Genomic DNA, 20,812 nt, shown 5'->3' with positions numbered 1-20,812 from the left:
CGGGCCGGCGCCCCTCCGCGGCCCGCGGGCGGGAGGCTCGCCGATGAACGCCTGGCTCCGCGCCGCCGTGAGCAAGCTGTCCAGCGACCAGTTGCGCTCGTCCGACACCCATTTGCACAAGCTGGACATCCCCGGCCTGCCGGGTATCGACGTCTACCTCAAGGACGAAAGCACCCATCCCACCGGCAGCCTCAAGCATCGCCTGGCCCGCTCGCTGTTCTTGCATGCCATCTGCAGCGGCAAGGTGCGCGAAGGCACGCCGGTGGTGGAGGCGTCGTCCGGCAGCACGGCGGTGTCCGAGGCCTATTTCGCCAAGCTGCTCGGCTTGCCGTTCACCGCGGTGATGCCGCGCAGCACCGCAAGCAAGAAGATCGAGCAGATCGAACTGCTCGGCGGGCGCTGCCACTTCGTCGACCACGGCGCTGAGGTCTATGCCCACGCGCAGCGCCTGGCGCGGGAAAGCGACGGCCACTACATGGATCAGTTCACCTATGCCGAGCGGGCCACCGACTGGCGCGGCAACAACAATATCGCCGAGAGCATCTTTCGCCAGATGAGCGAGGAGCCGCACCCGCTGCCCCACGCCATCGTCATGGGCGCCGGCACCGGCGGCACCACCGCGACCCTGGGCCGCTATATCCGCTACCGCGGCTTCGCCACCCGGATGGTGGCGGTCGACCCCGAGCATTCGGTGTTCTACGACAGCTTCCATCGCGCCGATCGCTCCCTGACCAGCGTCCAGTGCAGCCGCATCGAAGGCATCGGCCGGCCGCAGGTGGAACCCTCCTTCCTGCCGGAGGTGATCGACGAGATGCTCAAGGTGCCCGACGCCGCCAGCATCGCCTGCCTGTACTGGCTGGAACGCCTGATCGGGCGCAGGGCCGGCGGTTCCACCGGGACCAACCTGTGGGGCGTGCTGCAGGTCGCCCGGCAGATGCAGGCGCACGGCATTCGTGGTTCGATCGTCACCTTGATGTGCGACAGCGGCGAGCGTTATCTGGATACTTACTACGACCGCGACTGGGTGGCGCGGCACATCGGCGATATCGCCCCCTACGCCGAACGACTCGATCCTCTTTTCCAGCCCACCCCGAGACGAGCATGACCCAGAGCAAGCATTTCTCCACCCGCGTGATCCACGCGGGCGAGCAGGCGGCCTACGCCGAAAACGCGATCTTCCCGGCCATCGTCACCGCCAGTTCCTTCGTCAAGCGTGGCCTGGACGACAACCCGGAGTACAGCTACAGCCGCGGGGCCAACCCCACCCGCCACGCCTACGAGAGTTGTATCGCCGCCCTGGAAGGCGGCCATGGCGCCCTGGCCTGCGCCTCCGGCATGGCCGCCACCGCCAGTGTGCTGGAGCTGCTGCCGAAGGATTCCCACGTGATCGTCATGTCCGGCGTCTACGGCGGTACCTTCCGCCTGCTGGAGGATTACCGCGGGCGCAGTGCCGGGCTGAGCACCAGCTACGTCGATCTCAACGACCTGGATGCCCTGGCCGACAGCCGCCGCGAGAACACCCGGCTGATCTGGATCGAGACGCCGACCAACCCCTTGCTGCAACTGGTGGATATCGCCCCGGTGACTGAGTTCGCCCGTGCCCACGGCATCCTCACCTGCGTCGACAACACCTTCTGCTCGCCCTGGAACCAGCGCCCCATCGAGTTCGGCGTGGACCTGGTGATGCACTCGGCGAGCAAGTACATCGGCGGCCATTCCGACCTGATCGGCGGCGTGGTGGTGGCGGCCGACGAGGCGCTGCTCGCGCGCCTGCGGGCGGTGGGCATGGCGGTGGGCGCGATCCAGGGGCCCTTCGATTGCTACCTGGCGCTGCGCGGGTTGAAGACCCTGGACGTGCGCATGGAACGGCAGTGCGCCAATGCCCTGCGCCTGGCGCGCTTCCTCGAAAGCCATGGGCGGGTCGAGCAGGTCTACTACCCCGGCCTGGAAAGCCACCCGCAATTCGCCCTCTGCCAGCGCCAGATGCGCAGCGGCGGGGCGGTGGTCTCGCTGAAAGTGAACGCGGATCGCGCGGCCGTCTCGGCCTTGATCGAACGCCTGTCGATCTTCGTCCTGGCCGATTCCCTGGGCGGCGTGGAAAGCATGATCAACCATTCCTACAGCATGTCGCACTGCTCCCTGAGCCACGAGCAGAAGGCGGCCATGGGCATCGGCGAGAACCTGCTGCGGCTGTCGGTGGGGGTCGAGCACGTGGAAGACCTGATGGCCGATCTCGACCAGGCCCTGGCTTCGCTTCCCTAGTCGGAGGCCCGCGGCCGCTCCCGCGCGGCCGTTCCCCGGGCGGCGGGAACGCCGGCGGCGGCGCGGTTGCCGAACGGACATCCACGACGACGCCGGCGCCAACCCGCAAGCACGCCATGAACAAGGAGCGACCATGCGCATCGAGTCTTTCTTCGATCCCGATACCAGTACCTACAGCCATCTGCTGAGCGATCCGGCCAGCCAGCGCTGCGCCATCATCGACCCGGTGCTGGACTACGATCCCGCCGCCGCGCGCATCGGCCATGCCAGCGCCGACCGCCTGATCGATCACGTGCGCGCCAATGGCCTGCAGGTGGACTGGCTGCTGGAGACCCATGTGCATGCCGACCACCTGTCCGCCGCCCGCTACCTGCGCGAACGGCTGGGCGGCCGCATCGGCATCGGCGCGGAAATCCCCCGGGTGCAGGTGGCGTTCGCCGACCTGTTCGACGCCGAGGAAGCGTTCGCCCAGGACGGCAGCCAGTTCGACCGGCTGTTCGCCGACGAGGAATGCTTTCACGTCGGGTGCCTGCCGGTACGGGTGCTGCACACCCCCGGGCACACACCGGCCTGCGTCAGCTACCTGGTGGGCGACGCCGCCTTCATCGGCGACACCCTGTTCATGCCCGACAGCGGCACCGCCCGCTGCGATTTCCCCGGCGGCGACGCGCGCCAGCTGTATCGCTCGATCCAGCGCCTGTTCGCGTTGCCGGCGAGCACCCGGCTATTCCTCTGCCACGACTACAAGGCGCCGGGTCGCGAGCACCACTGTTGCCAGACCACGGTGGGCGAGCAGCGGGCGCACAACATCCACGTCGGCCGGGGAACCGCCGAGGCGGATTTCGTCGCCATGCGCACCCGCCGCGACAGCGGCCTGGATCTGCCGCGGCTGATGCTGCCGGCGGTGCAGGTGAACATGCGCGCCGGCAACCTGCCGCCGCCGGCGGCCAACGGTCGGCGCTACTTCAAGCTGCCGCTGGATTGCTTCTGATGCGGGAGAGGAAAGGCGCGGCGACGGAGGCTTCGCGGTGCTGAGCGTGCTGGCGGTGGTCTACGGACTGGCGGTCGGCGTGACCTTCGGCCTGACCGGTGCGGGGGGTGGCATCCTGGCGGTGCCGGCCCTGGTGATCGGACTCGGCTGGAGCATGCCTACGGCGGCGCCGGTGGCCCTGCTCGCGGTGGCCGCGGCGGCCGCCACCGGCGCTGTCCAGGGCCTGCGCGAGGGCCTGGTGCGCTATCGCGCGGCCCTGCTGATGGCCTCCGCGGGCGCCCTGCTGTCGCCCCTGGGGGTGGAACTGGCGCAACGGCTGCCGCATCGGGTGCTGACGACGGCGTTCGCCCTGGTGATGACGCTGGTGGCCTTGCGGCTGGTCCGCCAGGCGTTCGGCCACGTGGCCTGCGACCCGGCGGCCGACTCGCCGCGCCCGCCCTGCCGGCTGGACCCCGCCAGCGGACGCTTTCGCTGGACGCCGCGGGTCAGTGCGATCCTCGCCGCCATCGGCGCCCTGGCCGGGCTGCTCAGCGGCCTGCTCGGCGTCGGCGGCGGTTTCCTCATCGTGCCGGCCTTGCGCCGGGTCAGCGACGTCCCGCTGCACGGCATCGTCGCCACTTCGCTGATGGTGATCGCGCTGGTCTCCGGCTTCGCCGCCTTCGGTGCCTTGAGCGCGGGGGTGAGGATCGATGCCATGGGGGCGTCGTTCATCGCCGCCAGCGTGGCCGGCATGCTGGTCGGACGGCGGCTGTCGGGGCGCCTGCCGGCCCGTTTCATTCAGGTGGGTTTTGCCGGCGTCTGTCTGATCGTCGCGGTCAGCCTGTTCCTGTCGGGTGGGTCGTGATCCGGCATGCGTCCTGGCCGGTCGCCGGGGCAGGGCTGCCGTCGCCCTGCGTGCCGTAGGACGCGCCCAGGTTATCCAGCAGCGCCCGCACGACCGCCGAGGTACCGGCGGCCGGCGCCGCCACCAGGGCGAATTCGCGATGCAGCGGTGTGCTCAAGGCGAGTACCCGCAGGCCGGGAAGCGCGTCCGGCAGCACCATCCGCGGCACCAGGGTGACCCCGAGGTTTTCCCGCACCAGCGCCAATGCACTGTTCCAGTCGCGCACTTCGGCGCGCACCTGGCCCAGGCGCAAGCCGGCCTCCCGGGCGAGGCTGCGGGCATTCACCTTGCAACCGCCGGTGGCCAGCACGAAGGGCTCGTCGACCAGTTCCCGCAGGGCCACCTCGACGAGGCCGCGTCGGGCCCAGGGATGCCGCGCGGCAACCACCGCCACCCAGGCATCCCGCCCCAAGGGAGTCGCTTGACGTTCAGGGGGCGGGTTGAGCAGCACGCCGACGTCGACGGCGTTCGTCGCCAGCAGGTCCTCGACTTCCTCGTCGCTGGCCTCCAGAACGATCACCTCGATGCCCGGGTGCGCGCGGCGGAAGCGTTGCAGCAACGGCGCCAGCAGGGTGGCGGATACCGCCGGGAAGCTGGCCAGGCGCAGCGAGGCGCGCTCCAGGCCGCGCGCGGCATCGGCCCCGGCCTGGATCCGCTCCAGGGCGGCCAGCATCACCCGCGCCTGCTCGATCACCTGGATGCCCACGCGGGTGGGCAGCGTGCGGCGGTGTTCCCGCGACAGCAGGCGCACGCCGAGCCCGTCCTCCAGCGATCTGAGCGCCTGGCTGGCGCCCGACTGGGTCACGCCCAGGCACTCGGCCGCGCCGCTGATGCTGCCGGCGTCGGCCACCGCCACGAGCAAACGCCAATGCATGAGGTTGAGCCTGGCAGTAGATTTCCTTATGGCAGCGGTCTGAAAGATTAAGTTTACCCAGGCCCACCGGAGCGGCGACAGTAGCGCACCGGGTCGCGCGTGCCGCGGGCCCCACTGCCGGAGCTCATCATGAAACTGTATTTCGCCCCTTCCGCCTGCTCGCTCGCCTCGCACATCGCGCTACGCGAGGCGGATCTGCCGTTCGAGCTGATCAAGGTCAACAACGCCACCAAGGAAACCGCCGAGGGCGGTGACTTCCGCAAGGTCAATCCCAAGGGCTACGTAGCCGCCCTGGTGCTGGACAATGGGCAGGTGCTCACCGAGGCGCCGGCCCTGCTGCAATACCTGGCCGACCTCAAGCCGGAAACCGGGCTGGCGCCGGCCAATGGCAGCTGGGAGCGGGTCCGCCTGCAGGAAATGCTGGCCTTCATCTCCAGCGAAATCCATACCGGCGGCTGCAGCCCGCTGTTCAACAAGTCGATCCCGGAGGAGGTGAAGACCTTCTTCAGGGACAAGTTGAACGCGCGCCTGGAACTGATCGCGGCGACCCTGGGCGAGCGGGACTACCTGCTCGGCGAGCGTTTCAGCGTGGCCGACGCCCTGCTGTTCACGATTCTGCGCTGGATGGGCCCGCTGAAGGTCGATCTGGGCCGCTGGCCGGCATTCGCCGGCTACCTGCAACGCATCGAGGCGCGTCCGTCGGTGAAAGCCGCGCTGGAGGCCGAAGCGGCGGCCTGAGTCCCGCTCTCCCACCGGCCAGGGGCGGCGGTGCATGCACCGCATCCAGTGCCCCTGAAACGGCGAGGCGCCGCGTCGCAAGGGTAAACGAGGCGCCCGAGCCCTGGAGAAGGGCCCGGCCCGCCCTTCACGGGGGCGTCTTGGGCCGGCGACGGCGTGAACAGGTCGCCTGACCGGTGCTTTCCCAGGACTGCCGCAGTCCCCGGCGAAGCCGGGCGCTCCCACCGCGTCGCTCGGCGCTGGCGTCCAATGCACGTCCCGTCTCGGGAACGTCGGGAGCTGGCCAAAACGGTCAGGCAGATTGAAAAGATCGGCCATTGTCCGCTGTGGCCCGGCTGCCGATGATGGGCCTTTCGCGCGAAGGCTTGGGAGAATCCGTCATGCAAATCGAGAACAGGGTATTTCTGGTCACCGGCGCCGGTTCCGGGCTGGGCGCGGCCACTGCCCAGGGGCTGCTGGCGGCCGGTGCCAAGGTGGTGCTGGTCGACCTGAACGGCCCGGCCCTGGAGGCGAAGGCCGCCGAGTGGGGCGCGAACGCCCACGGGGTGGTCGCCGATATCGCCGACGAGGCATCCGCCCGCGCGGCGGTGCAGGCGGCGCAGAGCCTGTTCGGCGGCCTGCACGGGCTGATCAACTGTGCCGGCGTGGTCACCGGCGAGAAGATCCTCGGCAAGCAGGGCCCCCACGCCCTGGCCAGCTTCAGCCGTATCGTCGGCATCAACCTGATCGGCAGCTTCAACATGCTGCGCCTCGGCGCCGAAGCCATGGCGCTGGGCGAGCCCGACGGCAACGGCGAGCGCGGGGTGATCGTCAACACGGCGTCCATCGCCGCCTACGACGGGCAGATCGGCCAGGCCGCCTACGCCGCGTCCAAGGCCGGGGTGGTCGGCCTGACCCTGCCGGCCGCACGCGAGCTGGCGCGCTTCGGCATCCGCGTGATGACCATCGCCCCCGGCATCTTCGAGACGCCGATGATGGCCGGGATGACCCAGGAGGTGCGCGACGGCCTCGCCGCCGGGGTGCCTTTCCCGCCACGCCTCGGCCGCCCGGACGAATACGCCGCGCTGGTCCGCCATATCATCGAAAACAGCATGCTCAACGGTGAGGTGATCCGTCTCGACGGCGCCTTGCGGATGGCTGCCAAGTGAAGGAGAACACCATGCACAACGATCCCATCGTCATCGTCGGCAGCGCCCGCACCCCCATGGGCGGGTTCCAGGGCGACCTCAAGGGCCTGACCGCCCCGCAACTCGGCGCCGCGGCCATTCGCGCCGCGGTGGCGCGCAGCGGCCTGCCGCCCGAGGCCGTCGAGGAAGCCCTGATGGGCTGCGTGCTGCCGGCCGGCCTCGGCCAGGCACCGGCACGCCAGGCGGCGCTGGGCGCCGGCCTGGACGAAGGCACGGTGTGCACCACCCTGAACAAGATGTGCGGCTCCGGCATGCAGGCGGCGATTCTCGCCCATGATCTGCTGCGCGGCGGCAGCGCCGAGGTGGTGGTGGCCGGCGGCATGGAAAGCATGAGCAACGCGCCCTACTTGCTGGACAAGGCCCGCGGCGGCTACCGCATGGGCCACGGCCGGGTGCTCGACCACATGTTCCTCGACGGCCTCGAGGACGCCTACGACAAGGGCCGCCTGATGGGCACCTTCGCCGAGGACTGTGCCGCCGCCCACGGCTTCAGCCGCGAGGAGCAGGACGCGTACGCGCTGGCCTCGCTGCAACGCGCGCGGGACGCCATCGCCGAGGGTCGCTTCGCCGACGAGGTGGTCGCCCTGGACGTCGCCCAGGGCCGCGAGACCCGCCAGGTGAGCGAGGACGAGCAGCCGCCGAAGGCGCGCCCGGACAAGATCCCCACGCTCAAGCCGGCGTTCCGCGAGGGCGGCAGCGTCACCGCGGCCAATTCCAGTTCGATTTCCGACGGCGCCGCCGCCCTGGTGCTGATGCGCCGTTCCGAGGCCGAGCGCCGTGGCCTGGAAATCCAGGCGGTGATCCATGGGCACGCCGCGTTCGCCGCGGCGCCGAACCTGTTCCCCACCGCGCCCATCGGCGCCATCCGCAAGCTGATGACCCGCACCGGCTGGAGCCTGGACCAGGTGGACCTGTTCGAGATCAACGAAGCCTTCGCCGTGGTGGCCATGGTGACCATGCGCGAGCTGGGCCTGGACCACGCCAAGGTCAACGTGAACGGCGGCGCCTGCGCCCTCGGCCATCCCATCGGCGCGTCCGGCGCGCGGATCCTGGTGACCCTGCTGGCGGCCCTGCGCAACCGTGGCCTGAGCCGCGGCGTGGCGGCGATCTGCATCGGCGGCGGCGAAGCCACCGCCATGGCCATCGAAATCCCCCGGTGAGGACCTGACCATGTTGCCCAGCGAAGAACAACTCAGCATTGGCGAGATGGCCCGGCAGTTCGCTCAGGAACGCCTGCGGCCGTTCGCCGAACAGTGGGACCGCGAGCACCGCTATCCCGCCGAGGCGATCCGCGAGATGGCCGAGCTCGGCTTTTTCGGCATGCTGGTGCCCGAGGCATGGGGCGGCAGCGACACCGGTTATCTGGCCTACGCCCTGGCCCTGGAAGAGATCGCCGCCGGTGACGGCGCTTGCTCGACCATCATGAGCGTGCACAACTCGGTGGGTTGCGTGCCGATCCTGCGCTTTGGCGACGAGCAGCAGAAACGCCGCTTCCTCGAACCCCTGGCGCGCGGCGAACAGATCGGCGCCTTCGCCCTCACCGAGCCCCAGGCCGGTTCCGACGCCAGCGCCTTGCGCACCCGCGCGCGTCGCGACGGCGACAGCTACGTGCTCAACGGCGCCAAGCAATTCATCACCTCGGGGGAGAACGCCGGCACGGTGATCGTCTTCGCGGTCACCGATCCAGACGCCGGCAAGCGCGGCATCAGCGCCTTCATCGTGCCCACCGACAGCCCCGGCTACAACGTCGTGCGGATCGAGGACAAGCTCGGCCAGCACGCCTCCGACACCTGCCAACTGGCCTTCGAAGACCTGCGCGTGCCGGTTTCCCAGCGGCTGGGCGAGGAGGGCGAGGGTTACCGCATCGCCCTGGCCAACCTGGAGGGCGGGCGCATCGGCATCGCCGCCCAGGCGGTGGGCATGGCTCGCGCCGCCTTCGAGGTGGCGCGCGACTACGCCCGCGAACGCGAAGCCTTCGGCAAGGCGCTGACCGAGCACCAGGCGGTGGCTTTCCGCCTGGCGGACATGGCCACCCAGATCGCCGTGGCGCGGCAGATGGTGCATCACGCGGCGGCCCTGCGCGAAGCCGGGCGGCCGGCCCTGGTGGAGGCCTCCATGGCCAAGCTGTTCGCCTCGGAGATGGCTGAGAAGGTCTGCTCGGCGGCGATCCAGACCCTCGGCGGCTACGGCTACCTGAACGACTTCCCGGTGGCGCGCATCTACCGCGACGTGCGTGTCTGCCAGATCTACGAAGGCACCAGCGATATCCAGCGCCTGGTGATCGCCCGCAACCTCGGAGAATGAGCATGACCTACGAAACCCTGCTGCTGGAGGTCCAGGAGCGCGTCGCCCTGATCACCCTGAACCGACCCCAGGCCCTCAACGCCCTGAACGCGCAGCTGATCGCCGACCTGAATCGCGCGCTCGACCGGCTCGAGGCCGACCCGGGTATCGGCTGCATCGTCCTCACCGGTTCGGCGAAGGCTTTCGCCGCCGGCGCGGACATCAAGGAAATGGTCGACATGACCTATCCACAGATCTACCTCGACGACTACTTCGCCGCCGCCGATCGCATCGCCGCCCGGCGCAAGCCGCTGATCGCGGCGGTGTCCGGCTATGCCCTGGGCGGCGGCTGCGAGTTGGCGCTGATGTGCGATTTCATCTACGCCGCGGAGAACGCGCGGTTCGGCCTGCCGGAAATCACCCTGGGCGTGCTGCCCGGGATCGGCGGCACCCAGCGCCTGACCCATGCCCTGGGCAAGGCCAAGGCGATGGAAATGTGCCTGACCGGTCGCATGATGGACGCCGCCGAGGCCGAGCGCGCCGGGTTGGTGGCGCGGATCTTCCCGGCGGAGCAGTTGCTGGAGGAAACCCTCAAGGCCGCCCACGGCATCGCCGGCAAGTCGCTGCCGGCGGCGATGATGATCAAGGAGAGCGTCAACCGCGCCTTCGAGACCAGCCTCAGCGAAGGCGTGCGCTTCGAGCGCCGGGTGTTCCATGCGGTGTTCGCCACCGCGGACCAGAAGGAAGGCATGGCGGCCTTCATCGACAAGCGTCCGGTCGATTTCGGCCACCGCTGAAGCGGCTCAGGGGCGTACGGCGGGGCGCGCGGCCTCGCCGCGCTCCGGCAGGCCGAGGATCAGATTGCGGTAGCGCCCCGGATTGCTGCCGGTCCATTTGCGGAAGGCCTTGTAGAACGAACTGAGGTCGGCGAACCCCAGGCGTTCGGCGATCTGCGCGAAGGACAGCTCCGGGTCGGCCAGCCAGCCGATGGCGCGTTCCTCGCGTACCCCGTCCTTGATCCGTTGATAGGGTTGCCCGGCCTCGGCCAGGCGCCGACGCAGGGTCGAGGCGGAGACGTGAAAGGCGGCGGCCAGGCGCTCGCCGTCCGGCCAGTCGGCGGATGGCAGGCTGCGCAGGTGGGCCTTGATCCGTGTCGCCAGGCTGTCGCGGTCCTGGTACTTCACCAGAATGTTGCCCGGCGCCTGGGCGAGGAATCGCCGCAAGTCCTCCTCGCTGCGACGGATCGGCAGGTCCAGCGCGTCGGCGGCGAAGATGATCCGGCTGCGTGGCCGGCCGAAGCGCAGGTTCTCCGAGAACATCACCCGGTAGTCGTCCAGGTAGGCCGGCTCCGCGCAGCGCAGATCCACCGCCAGGATCGGGATGCGACGGCCGCTCAGCCAGCAGGCCAGCCCATGCAGGATCAACCAGAAGGTGAAGTAGGCGAATGCCCGGCGTGGCTCGCCCTCGTCGCGCAGCACCAGTTCGGCCAGGTCTTCCCGGCGACGCAGCTCGGCGCGGAAGTCGTCGCTCATCAGGCGCAGGAACTCCAGACCCTGGGGCAGCGCCTCGGCCAGGCTGGATTGCGCCATGCAGGCGCGGCAGAGGAAGGCGAAGCTGCCGGACCGCATCGGCCGTGGACTCATGCCGAAGAATTCGTCGTCGAAGCGTCTGGCCAGGCGTCGCCACATGCGTTCGAAATAGGCGACGCTGACCCGGCCCTCGGGGTCTTCCAGGCAAGCGGCGGAGAGGCCTTCCCGTTGCAGCAGCGCGGCGGCGTCCATTCCCGGTCGGGCATAGCCGAGCAGGGCTTCGTGGACGAGGCGGTTGGAGATGGTGCCCTTGATGGCCATGGAGGTTCGCTTTCCCGCTGCTGACGTGGGCGCGGCCGTCGCGCGGCGCACAGTTTGCCTGAGCCGGGCGGGGGAGTGCAGCGCGCCATGACGCGGAAAGCGCGGGACGGTCCCTGGCGGACCGTCCCGTGCCGGGCAGGCGATCAGACGTGCAGGGCGTGCCCGAGGGCGCGCATGGCCGCTTCCTGTACCGCTTCGCCGAGGGTCGGATGGGGATGGATGGTGCCAGCGATGTCTTCCAGGCGCGCGCCCATTTCCAGCGAGTGGACGAAGGCGATCGACAGCTCGGAAACGCCCTTGCCCACGGCCTGCCAGCCGAGGATGCGGTGATCGTCGCTGCGGGCCACCACGCGGACGAAGCCCTCGTTGGCATCCAGGGTCATGGCGCGACCGTTGGCGGAGAACGGGAAGCTCGCCACCTTGCAGTCGATCCCGCGCTCCTGCGCCTGCGCCGGGTCCAGGCCGACCACCACCACTTCCGGGTCGGTGAAGCAGACCGCGGGGATCGCGGCGGGCTGAAAGTGGCGTTTCTTGCCGGCGACGATTTCCGCCACCATCTCGCCCTGGGCCATGGCCCGGTGGGCGAGCATGGGCTCGCCGGCCAGGTCGCCGATGGCCCAGACGTCGCGCATCGAAGTGCGGCACTGGTCGTCCACCTTCAGCGCATGGCCGGCTTTGTCCAGCATCAAGGCTTCCAGGTTGAAGCCCTCGGTACGTGGCCGGCGACCCACCGCCACCAGCACGCGGTCGGCGGCCAGGGTGGTTTCCTTGCCGTCGGGGTCGCGGACCCGCACGCCGTCGCCGGCGTCGTTCAGGCCCAGCACGCTGTGCCGCAGGTACAGCTCCACGCCGAGCCGGCGCAGGTTCGCCGCCACCGGCGCGCTGAGTTCGGCGTCGTAGCTGGGCAGGACCCGCTCCTGGGCCTCGACCACCGCCACTTCGACGCCCAACTTTCGGTAGGCGGTGCCCAATTCCAGGCCGATGTAGCCGCCGCCGACCACCACCAGGCGCTTCGGCAGGGTCTTCGGCGACAACGCCTCGGTCGCCGAGACGACGTTGCCGCCCAGGGGCATGAACGGCAGGTCCACCGAGCGGGAGCCGGTGGCCAGCAGCAGGTGCTCGCAGTGCACGCGCTGCGGATCGCCGCCTTCGTGCTGGACTTCCACGGTCTTGCCGTCGAGGATGCGCGCCCAGCCCTTGATCACCTGCACGCCGTTCTTCTTCAGCAGGGCGGCGACGCCGCCGGTGAGCTTGCCGACGATGCCGTCCTTCCAGCGCACCGTCTGCTCGATGTCGATGCTCGGCGATTGCACGCGGATGCCCAGGGCGCCGTCTTCGGCATGCTGCCGGGCCTTCTCGAATTCCTCCGCCGCGTGGATCAGCGCCTTCGACGGAATGCAGCCGATGTTCAGGCAGGTGCCGCCCAGCCGATCGCCTTCGATCAAGGTGGTCTTGACGCCGAGTTGCGCGGCGCGGATCGCCGCGATATAGCCGCCCGGGCCACCACCGACGATCAACAACTGGGTATTGAGGGTCTCGCTCATGGTCACTCCAGGAATAGCAATGCGGGGGTTTCGAGCAGGCCGCGGATGGCCTGGATGAACTCGGCGGCATCCATGCCGTCGACCACCCGGTGGTCGAAGGAGGACGACAGGTTCATCATTTTCCGGCCGACCACGGCGCCTTCGCGGAACACCGGCCGCTCGACGATACGGTTGACGCCGACGATGGCCACTTCCGGATAGTTGATCACCGGCGTGGAGACCACGCCGCCCAGCGGTCCGAGGCTGCTGATGGTGATGGTCGAGCCGGACAGCTCGTCGCGTCCCGCCTTGCCGCTGCGCACGGCCTCGGCCAGGCGCGCGATCTCCGCCGCGGTGGCCCACAGGTCATGGCTCTCGGCGTGGCGCAGCACCGGTACCGACAGGCCGCTCGGCCCCTGGGTGGCGATTCCCAGGTGCACCGCGCCGTAGCGCAGCACCTTGTCGTTGTCGTCGTCGAAGCGCGCATTCATCTGCGGGAATTCGCGCAGGGCGAGGACCATCGCCCGGGCGAGCAGCGGCAGCAGGGTGAGCTTGCCGCGTTCCTTGCCCCATTTGCGGTTGAGCTGGGCGCGCAGGGCTTCCAGGTCGGTAACGTCGATTTCCTCGACGTAGGTGAAATGCGGAATCCGCCGCTTGGCCTCCTGCATCTTCTGCGCGATCTTGCGGCGCAGGCCGATCAGGGGGATTTCCTCTTCCTCATGACGCTGTGCGTAGCGGTGGTCGGCGCCACCGGTGGCGTTCGCCTGGGCACCTTCCAGGTAGGCGCTGAGGTCTTCGTGGAGCACCCGCCCGGCGGGACCGCTGCCGGGGACGAAGCGCAGCTCGACGCCCAGGTCCCAGGCACGCTTGCGCACCGCCGGGGAAGCCAGGGGCGCTTCGCCGGTCTGCCGCGCCGCCAGGGTGGTCTTGCGCGCGACGCAGGCCGTGGGCGCCGGAGCGGATGGCCGCGGGGCGGCGACCGGCGCCGGCTCGGCATGCTGGACGATCTTCTCGGCGACCACCGAGGCATCGCTCTTGGCCATGTCCGGGGCGATGTCCGGTACCGCCGCGGGCGCGCTGGAGGGGCTCTCCTGGGCGCTGACGTTACCCTGGCCCTCGACTTCCAGGCGGATCAGCTCGCCACCCACCGGAATCACTTCGCCCGGCTTGCCGCCCAGGGCGATCACCTTGCCGACCACCGGGGACGGGATCTCCACCATGGCCTTGTCGGTCATCACGTCCGCCAGGTTCTGGTCTTCGCCGACGGTGTCGCCCACCGCCACGTACCAGCTCACCAGCTCGACCTCGGCGATGCCTTCGCCGATGTCCGGCATCTTGATTACATAGAGACCCATTTAAACCTCCGTGACCCGTTTGAGGGCGGCGCCGACCCGTTTCGGGCCGGGGAAATAATCCCACTCCTGGGCGTGCGGATAAGGCGTGTCCCAGCCGGTGACCCGTTCGATCGGCGCTTCCAGGTAGTGGAAGCAGTGTTCCTGGATCAGCGCTACCAGCTCGGCGCCGAAGCCGCAGGTGCGGGTCGCTTCGTGGACCACGATGCAGCGGCGGGTCTTCTTCACCGAGGCCACGATGGTGTCCAGGTCCAGCGGCCAGAGGCTGCGCAGGTCGATGATCTCCGCGTCGACGCCGGCTTCCTCGGCGGCGGCCTGGGCCACCCAGACCGTGGTGCCGTAGGTGAGTACGGTGACTTGCTTGCCGGGGCGGACGATGGCGGCGCTGTCCAGCGGCACCCGGTAATACCCTTCCGGCACCGCGCTGGCGGCGTGCTTGGTCCAGGGCGTCACCGGGCGATCGTGGTGGCCGTCGAAGGGGCCGTTGTAGAGGCGCTTGGGTTCGAGGAAGACCACCGGGTCGTCGCTCTCGATGGAGGCGATCAGCAGGCCCTTGGCGTCGTAGGGGTTGGACGGCATCACCGTGCGCAGGCCACACACCTGGGTGAAGATCGCTTCCGGGCTCTGGCTGTGGGTCTGGCCGCCGTAGATGCCGCCGCCGCAGGGCATGCGGAAGGTGATCGCCGCGGTGAACTGGCCGTTGGAGCGGTAGCGCAGGCGCGCCGCTTCCGAGACGATCTGGTCGACGGCGGGATATACGTAGTCGGCGAACTGGATCTCCGCCACCGGGCGCAGGCCATAGGCGCTCATGCCCACCGCCGCGCCGGCGATGCCGTTCTCCGAGATGGGCGCATCGAACACCCGCGACGCGCCGTACTTGGCCTGCAGGCCGTCGGTGCAGCGGAACACGCCGCCGAAGTAACCGACGTCTTCGCCGAACACCACCACGTTGCCGTCGCGCTCCAGCATCACGTCCATCGCCGAGCGTAGCGCCTGGATCATGGTCATCGAGCTGGCGGCGACCTCTGTCTTCTGTACGTTCATATTGGTCATATCCCGAGTTCCTGACGTTGCCGGCGAAGGTGTTCGGGCATCTCCTTGTAGACCCCTTCGAACATGTCCGCGGCGCTGGGTACCCGTCCGGTGCCCAGGGTGCCGAAGCTTTCGGCTTCCTTCTGGGCGGCGGCGATTTCCGCCTCCAGGGCTTTCTGGGTGGTCTCGTGCTCCGCTTCCGACCAGATGCCGATGGCGATCATGTGCTGCTTCAGGCGGGCGATCGGGTCGCCCAGGGGGAAGTTCGACCAGTCGTCAGCCGGGCGGTATTTCGAGGGATCGTCCGAGGTGGAGTGCGGGCCGGCGCGGTAGGTGACCCACTCGATCAGGGTCGGCCCGAGGTTCTTCCGGGCGCGTTCCGCCGCCCACTTGGAGGCAGCGTAGACCGCCAGGAAGTCGTTGCCGTCGACCCGCAGCGAGGCCACGCCGTAGCCGATGCCGCGTGCGGCGAAGGTGGTGCCTTCACCGCCGGCGAAGGCCTGGAAGGTGGAGATCGCCCACTGGTTGTTGACCACGTTGAGGATCACCGGCGCCTTGTAGACGTGGGCGAAGGTCAACCCGGCGTGGAAGTCCGAGGCCGCGGTCGAGCCGTCGCCGATCCAGGCCGAGGCGATGCGCGTATCACCCTTGATCGCCGAGGCCATCGCCCAGCCGACCGCCTGGATGTACTGGGTCCCCAGGTTGCCGGAAATCGAGAAGAAGCCGGCGTCGCGGTACGAATACATGACCGGCAACTGGCGGCCCTTGAGCGGATCGCGTTCGTTGGAGAGCAGCTGGCACATCATTTCCACCAGCGACACTTCGCGGGTGATCAGGATGCTCTGCTGGCGATAGGTGGGGAAGTTCATGTCCCCGGCCTGCTGCGCCAGGGTCTGGCCGACGCCGATGGCTTCCTCGCCGAGGCTCTGGATGTAGAACGAAAGTTTCTTCTGCCGCTGGGCGATCAGCATCCGCGAATCGAAGATGCGGGTCTTCATCATGGCCCGCAGGCCCGTGCGCAACAGCTCCGCAGGCAGTTCCTCGGCCCAGGGGCCGACCGCCTTGCCCTCGTCGTCGAGCACCCGAATCAATTGCATCGCCAGGTCGTGGGTCTCCACCGGCTCGACGTCCAGCGGCGGCTTGCGGACACTGCCGGCGGGGCTGAGTTTCAGGTAGGAAAAATCGGTTTTACAGCCCGGGCGCCCGCTCGGTTCCGGGACATGCAGGCACAGCCGTTCCGAATCACTCATCTGTTTCTCCAGAATAAGTTCGTCTTGTGTTCGTCACGCGGGGCGACGAGGTTTTTTATGTGCGGATGAAGCGGCAGAGCGCCTTACGGCGGTAACAGCGAAGAGGGTGTGGGCAGGGGGAAGAAAGATGCGCAACGGACGAGGAGGAGGGGCGACCCAGTAGGCGAGTCCATCCGGTGCTGGCTGGAAATATCCATTTCGAGACCTCTTTTTATGTTTTTTGTGGGTTTAGTATAGGCCCGTCGTCATAGGCGTTTTGCCTCAAAATGCCGTCGCTATATGACATTTTTTAGTTAAAATGAACTATTAATAAAATAATATTGGTACTTTTGAACTATGTCGGATCTCGATCGCACGGATTTGAAAATACTCGGCGCACTCGCCGAGGATGGCCGTCTCAGTTGGCGCGAACTGGCCCAGCGGATCGGGCTTTCGCTGACGCCGACCCTGCGCCGGGTCAAACGTCTGGAGGAGGAACGCTACATCCAGGGTTACTTCGCCCGCCTGGACGAGGGGCGTCTCTCCGGCACGGTGAGTGTGTTCGTCTCGGTTCGCCTGGAAAAGCAATCGGTGGATTTGCTGGCGTCCTTCGAGGAACGCATCGTCCAGTCGCCGCAGGTGATGAGCTGCTTCCAGATGACCGGTGACGCCGACTACGTCCTGCGGGTGGTGGTGAAGGATCTCGCCGCTTATCAAGCCTTCCTGACCCATACCCTGACCTGCATCCCCGGGGTCGCCAGCGTGACTTCGGCGTTTTCCTTGAAGTCGGTGATGCTTCGGTCGTCGCCACCGCTCTAGGGCGGGACTTCGGCGAACCTTCACCGGATCGCCGGGCTTCGAAGGTTCGTTTTCCTGCTTTTTCACGTCCTGGGATGGCCGATCGACTCGGCCACGCCTTCGTCCGACTTCCCGGTCACTTTGAAATTTTCCCGATGATCGCGGTGATTTATCTGGAATTGGCCACCGTTCGCCTGATTTTTTCCAAAACGTCCACCGAAACTTTTTAGTTCGGACTCCGAATATCGCGTCTCGGCACCCAGGGTTAATTTCGCGGCCCAGGAAACACCCGCCCTTCGCCGGACGGGTGGTTGCGCCCCAGCACGGGATGGACCCGGTATGCGCATCCCGTTGGCACCGATGAAATAAGGACTGTTTTGTTATGGCCAAGCGAGTCAATCTGACGGAAGCCCTGCTTCGCCTCGATTTCGCACCGCACGCCGCGCTCTATCGTTTCCAGGGCAAGACCTTGTCGCGCGGGGAGTGCGCGACGGCGCTGCTGGCCCTGGCCAGTCAGCTCGTCCGGGTGGTGAAACCGGGCGATCCTGTGGTCATCGCCCTGAACGATTCTCCGTCGCTGGTCTGCCTGTTTCTCGCCTGCATCGCGGTCGGCGCGATTCCCACGGTGGTCAACCCGAAGTCCAGGGAAGAAACCCTGGCGGAGATCGTCGGAGATTGCCAGGCGGCCCTGGTGGTACGTGAGGCCGACGCGCCTTCCCTGGCTGGTCCCCGGGCGCCTCTCACCCTGCGTGCCCGAGGCGAGGACGACGCGTTCGACGATTTCACCCTCACCGCGCTGGTCGGTGCGGCGCAGCCCGCGTGGAACGACTTTCACCGCCAGCCCGCGAACGCTCCCGCCTATTTGCAATACACCTCGGGCTCCACCGGTGCGCCGAAGGGCGTGATCCACAGCCTGGAAAGCACTTTCGGCTTCTGCCAGGCCTTCGCCCGCGATCACCTCGACCTGAGGGAAGGCGCGCGGGTGTATTCGATCCCCAAGATGTTCTTCGGCTATGGCATGGGCAACAGCCTGTTCTTCCCCTGGTTCTGCGGCGCCTCGGCGTTGCTGGATACGCGCTGGCCGACGCCGGCGCGCGTCCTGGAGAACCTGCTCGAATTCCGCCCCGACGTGCTCTTCGGCGTGCCGGCGATCTACCCCCTGCTGAGGCCCCACGCCGAGATTCTCCTGCAAAGCGTGACGCTGGCGTTTTCCGCCGGCTCGCCGTTGCCGCGGGTCGAGTTCGACTTCTGGGCTGAGTGGGGACTGGAAATCTGCGACGGCATCGGCGCCACCGAAGTGGGCCATGTGTTCCTCGCCAATCGACCGGGTGCCGCGCTCGCGGAAAGGACCGGATACCCGCTGCCGGGTTACCAGTGCCGCTTGCTGGACGACGCCGGCGTCACCCTCGAAGGCGCGAATCGCCAGGGTGTGCTGCTGGTGCGTGGGCCCGGCGTCAGCCAGGGCTACTGGCGCGCCGACGCCGAGCGCCAGGCCCGGTTCGCCGGGGGCTGGTACCGCACGGGAGATTTGTTCGAACGCGACGAAAGCGGGGCTTACCGCTATCGCGGGCGCGAGGACGACCTGTTCAAGGTCAACGGTCGCTGGGTGGTGCCGGTGCAGGTCGAGCAGTCGGTGTGCCAGCACTTCCCGGAAGTGCTGGAGGCCGCGCTGGTGCCCGGCAGCAGCGAGCACGACGGCGTGCGCCCGACGCTGTTCGTCACCCTCGATCCGAACCGCGGGGTGAATCCGGCGCTGCTGGCGCAATGGATCGACCAGCGGCTCGCCGCCGAGTTGCCTTCGCACATGCTGCCGCAGCGCTTGCAGATTCTCGCGGCGCTGCCGCGCAACGACAACGGCAAGCTGGCCCGCGGCGAATTGTGCCGGTTGGCCGGGATACTCAATCAGGAATGCCTTCAGGAGAACCAGGCATGTTGATCCAGGCGATGGGTGTGAATCTGCCTTCGACGTACGTGCGTCACGAGGGCGTGTTAGGCGGCGAGCGGCCCAAGGCGGAACCGGGCGAGGCGCTGATCCAGCGCTTGCTTCCCGCCGTGGAGGACGCGTTGCGCGGGGCGGGCGTGGAGGCCGGCGAAATCGACCTGATCGTCGGCCTGGCGTTGTCTCCCGACCATCTGGTCGAGCAGCACGACATCATCGGTCCGAAAATCTCCCACCCCCTGCAGAAACGCTTGGGGGCCCAGCGCGCGCACGTGTTCGACCTGACCGATGCCAGCCTGGCGCGGGCCCTGTACATGGTCGACAGCCTGGCCAGCGACCAGGGCTACCGCCACGTGCTGGTGGTTCGCGGCGAGTGCGCCGAGGGGCTAGAGATTGACGAGGCATCCGGTTTCGCCCTGTGCGATGGGGCCCTCGCATTGCTCTGCCAACCCACCGGGCGCGCCGGGTTCCGGCGCCTGCCGCTGGTCGGCGACTGGTGCCCGCTGAGCATTCCGCTCAACACCGAAATGCGCTCGCCCGGCGATTTCAAGGGGCGCCTCTACCTGCCGCCCCAGGAGACCTTGCCGGAAGCGGTTCGTCACGCGTCGATCGAGTTGGCGGATGCCTTCGCGCCCCGTGCCTGGATACGTGAGGAATGGTTCGGCGAGGGTCGTCCGAACGGGCGTTGCCTGGGACCTTTCGAGCTGGCCCGGCAAATGGAGGCCGCGCAGCGCGATCGGCTGGATGAGTTGCTGCTGATCAGCTTCGACCCCTTCGGCATGGTGGTCGAGGGCGTGACCCTGGAACTGATGGGAGGAGCCCATGCATAACGTCAGACTGGCGGCCTTGACCTGCGAGCTGCCCGCCACGCGGCGGGAAAACGATGATCCGCTGTTCGATGGGCTAAGGGACGTCCCGGCCAATTGGTGGAAGTTCTGGGGCGTGGAGCGGCGCGGCTTCTTCCGTCCCGAGCGTGGCGAGAACGAGTTCAGCGCGGCGGCCCGCGCGGCCGAGCGTTTGCTGAGGTGCAGCGGCGTGGCGGCGGATGAGGTCGACGTGCTGATCTGCTCCGCCTCCTGCCCGATCATGACCGATGCCGGCGAGGTCCTGCCTGGCGTGGGCGGGCGCCTGTACCCGCGACTCGCCAACGTGCTGGGCAAGCACCTGGGGCTCGCCAACGCATTGCCCTTGGACACCCAGATGGAGTGCAGCAGTTTCCTCCTCAACCTGCGGCTGGGGGCGAGCCTGATCCGCCAGGGCAAGGCGAGCCGGGTGCTGGTGGTGTGCAGCGAATACATGTCCAACATGCTCGATTTCACCTCGCCGTCCTCGACCATCTTCGCCGACGGTTGTGCGGCTGCCTTGCTCACCCGCAGCGAGGGTGCCTGCGAACTGCTGGGGTCGTCCGAGCACAGCGATGCGCGTTTCTACGAAGTCGCCACCGGGCGCTGGCGGCTCCCGGAAAAGCCTTCCGCCGAGGCCAGGCCGCGCCTGCTGTTCTCCTTGCTGAACGACGGCCAGACCAAGATGCAAACGTTCGTCCCGGAGAACGTACCGCTGGCCATGCGACGCGCGCTGGCCAAGGCGGGCCTGGAGAGCTCGGACATCGATCACTTCGTTTTCCACCAACCGGCGCCCTACTTGGTGAAGGCCTGGGCGGACGGCATCGGCTGCAAGGAAGGCCAGTACCTGATGACCATGGCCGAGACCGGCGTGATGATCTCGGTTTCCATTCCCTACACGCTGATCACCGCGCTGCGCCAGGGCCGCATAGGCCCCGGCGATCGCGTGATGCTGGCCGGGGCCGCCACCGGCTGGGGCTTCGCCGCCCAGGTCTGGCAACTGGGCGAGGTCCTGGTGTGCTGACCTTC

General features: G+C 68.2%; 19 protein-coding genes. 13 read left to right on the top strand and 6 right to left on the bottom strand.

Annotation, left to right across the window (positions count from 1 at the left end; all coding sequences use genetic code 11):
* Window positions 1-43 precede the first annotated feature (43 nt).
* The 4 genes from OGL92_RS02970 to OGL92_RS02955 all read left to right on the top strand — a co-directional run bounded on the left by OGL92_RS02970 (window position 44) and on the right by OGL92_RS02955 (window position 4,097).
* Window positions 44-1,105, top strand: coding sequence for a PLP-dependent cysteine synthase family protein (locus tag OGL92_RS02970; RefSeq protein ID WP_263140185.1), 1,062 nt, complete (start codon window positions 44-46; stop codon window positions 1,103-1,105).
* Window positions 1,102-2,262, top strand: coding sequence for a PLP-dependent aspartate aminotransferase family protein (locus OGL92_RS02965; protein ID WP_263140182.1), 1,161 nt, complete (start codon window positions 1,102-1,104; stop codon window positions 2,260-2,262). The genes OGL92_RS02970 and OGL92_RS02965 overlap by 4 nt, the downstream gene beginning before the upstream one ends.
* A gap of 133 nt (window positions 2,263-2,395) precedes the next feature.
* Window positions 2,396-3,253, top strand: a complete 858-nt coding sequence (locus OGL92_RS02960; RefSeq protein ID WP_263140180.1) for an MBL fold metallo-hydrolase — start codon at window positions 2,396-2,398, stop codon at window positions 3,251-3,253.
* A 46-nt stretch (window positions 3,254-3,299) separates the two neighbouring features.
* The gene (locus OGL92_RS02955; RefSeq protein ID WP_263140272.1) at window positions 3,300-4,097 is read left to right on the top strand and encodes a sulfite exporter TauE/SafE family protein; all 798 of its coding nucleotides are present in this window, start codon (window positions 3,300-3,302) and stop codon (window positions 4,095-4,097) included.
* Here the strand turns inward: OGL92_RS02955 and OGL92_RS02950 are convergent.
* Window positions 4,069-5,010 (bottom strand): LysR family transcriptional regulator, encoded by a 942-nt coding sequence (locus OGL92_RS02950; RefSeq protein WP_263140178.1) that lies wholly within the window; start codon window positions 5,008-5,010, stop codon window positions 4,069-4,071. The genes OGL92_RS02955 and OGL92_RS02950 overlap by 29 nt on opposite strands.
* Window positions 5,011-5,139: 129 nt before the next feature.
* Here OGL92_RS02950 and gstA point away from each other — a divergent pair, with 129 nt between their 5' ends.
* From gstA to OGL92_RS02925, 5 genes are all read left to right on the top strand, one after another.
* Entirely contained in the window at window positions 5,140-5,748 is a 609-nt protein-coding gene (gstA, locus tag OGL92_RS02945; RefSeq protein WP_263140176.1) for a glutathione transferase GstA, read from the top strand.
* Between the two features lie 380 nt (window positions 5,749-6,128).
* Window positions 6,129-6,896: an SDR family NAD(P)-dependent oxidoreductase gene (locus tag OGL92_RS02940; RefSeq protein WP_263140174.1), complete on the top strand. Its 768-nt coding sequence runs from the start codon at window positions 6,129-6,131 to the stop codon at window positions 6,894-6,896.
* Between the two features lie 11 nt (window positions 6,897-6,907).
* Window positions 6,908-8,095, top strand: a complete 1,188-nt coding sequence (locus tag OGL92_RS02935; RefSeq protein WP_263140171.1) for an acetyl-CoA C-acyltransferase — start codon at window positions 6,908-6,910, stop codon at window positions 8,093-8,095.
* A gap of 10 nt (window positions 8,096-8,105) precedes the next feature.
* Window positions 8,106-9,239 carry an acyl-CoA dehydrogenase gene (locus OGL92_RS02930; protein ID WP_263140167.1) on the top strand — a complete coding sequence of 378 codons (1,134 nt, stop codon included), beginning with the start codon at window positions 8,106-8,108 and terminating at the stop codon, window positions 9,237-9,239.
* A 2-nt stretch (window positions 9,240-9,241) separates the two neighbouring features.
* Window positions 9,242-10,015 carry an enoyl-CoA hydratase gene (locus tag OGL92_RS02925; RefSeq protein WP_263140164.1) on the top strand — a complete coding sequence of 258 codons (774 nt, stop codon included), beginning with the start codon at window positions 9,242-9,244 and terminating at the stop codon, window positions 10,013-10,015.
* A gap of 6 nt (window positions 10,016-10,021) precedes the next feature.
* On the opposite strand, the gene OGL92_RS02920 is transcribed toward OGL92_RS02925, so the two are convergent.
* The 5 genes from OGL92_RS02920 to OGL92_RS02900 all read right to left on the bottom strand — a co-directional run bounded on the left by OGL92_RS02920 (window position 10,022) and on the right by OGL92_RS02900 (window position 16,225).
* Window positions 10,022-11,068, bottom strand: a complete 1,047-nt coding sequence (locus tag OGL92_RS02920; RefSeq protein ID WP_263140158.1) for an AraC family transcriptional regulator — start codon at window positions 11,066-11,068, stop codon at window positions 10,022-10,024.
* Between the two features lie 143 nt (window positions 11,069-11,211).
* A complete protein-coding gene (gene lpdA, locus OGL92_RS02915) occupies window positions 11,212-12,612 on the bottom strand; it encodes a dihydrolipoyl dehydrogenase (RefSeq protein WP_263140151.1) in 1,401 nt (466 codons plus the stop codon).
* A gap of 2 nt (window positions 12,613-12,614) precedes the next feature.
* Window positions 12,615-13,946, bottom strand: coding sequence for a dihydrolipoamide acetyltransferase family protein (locus tag OGL92_RS02910; protein WP_263140149.1), 1,332 nt, complete (start codon window positions 13,944-13,946; stop codon window positions 12,615-12,617).
* Window positions 13,947-14,996, bottom strand: coding sequence for an alpha-ketoacid dehydrogenase subunit beta (locus OGL92_RS02905; RefSeq protein ID WP_263140147.1), 1,050 nt, complete (start codon window positions 14,994-14,996; stop codon window positions 13,947-13,949). It abuts the gene before it with no gap.
* Window positions 14,993-16,225, bottom strand: a complete 1,233-nt coding sequence (locus tag OGL92_RS02900; protein ID WP_263140145.1) for a 3-methyl-2-oxobutanoate dehydrogenase (2-methylpropanoyl-transferring) subunit alpha — start codon at window positions 16,223-16,225, stop codon at window positions 14,993-14,995. Before OGL92_RS02900 ends, OGL92_RS02905 begins: the two co-directional genes overlap by 4 nt.
* A 336-nt stretch (window positions 16,226-16,561) precedes the next feature.
* Between OGL92_RS02900 and OGL92_RS02895 the strand changes: the two genes are divergently transcribed.
* The 4 genes from OGL92_RS02895 (at window position 16,562) to OGL92_RS02880 (ending at window position 20,807) form a co-directional block, all read left to right on the top strand.
* The gene (locus OGL92_RS02895) at window positions 16,562-17,023 is read left to right on the top strand and encodes an Lrp/AsnC family transcriptional regulator (protein ID WP_263140143.1); all 462 of its coding nucleotides are present in this window, start codon (window positions 16,562-16,564) and stop codon (window positions 17,021-17,023) included.
* Window positions 17,024-17,384: 361 nt separating this feature from the next.
* Entirely contained in the window at window positions 17,385-18,938 is a 1,554-nt protein-coding gene (locus OGL92_RS02890) for an AMP-binding protein (protein WP_263140141.1), read from the top strand.
* Window positions 18,932-19,771 carry a beta-keto-ACP synthase gene (locus OGL92_RS02885; RefSeq protein ID WP_263140140.1) on the top strand — a complete coding sequence of 280 codons (840 nt, stop codon included), beginning with the start codon at window positions 18,932-18,934 and terminating at the stop codon, window positions 19,769-19,771. Before OGL92_RS02890 ends, OGL92_RS02885 begins: the two co-directional genes overlap by 7 nt.
* Window positions 19,764-20,807, top strand: coding sequence for a 3-oxoacyl-ACP synthase III family protein (locus tag OGL92_RS02880; RefSeq protein ID WP_263140137.1), 1,044 nt, complete (start codon window positions 19,764-19,766; stop codon window positions 20,805-20,807). Before OGL92_RS02885 ends, OGL92_RS02880 begins: the two co-directional genes overlap by 8 nt.
* Window positions 20,808-20,812 lie beyond the last annotated feature (5 nt).

The organism is Pseudomonas sp. RIT-PI-AD, from assembly GCF_025642785.1.
GTDB lineage: Bacteria > Pseudomonadota > Gammaproteobacteria > Pseudomonadales > Pseudomonadaceae > Pseudomonas_T.
Note: the sequence above shows the minus strand (reverse complement) of the source record. Positions and strands in the feature narration are given on the sequence as shown.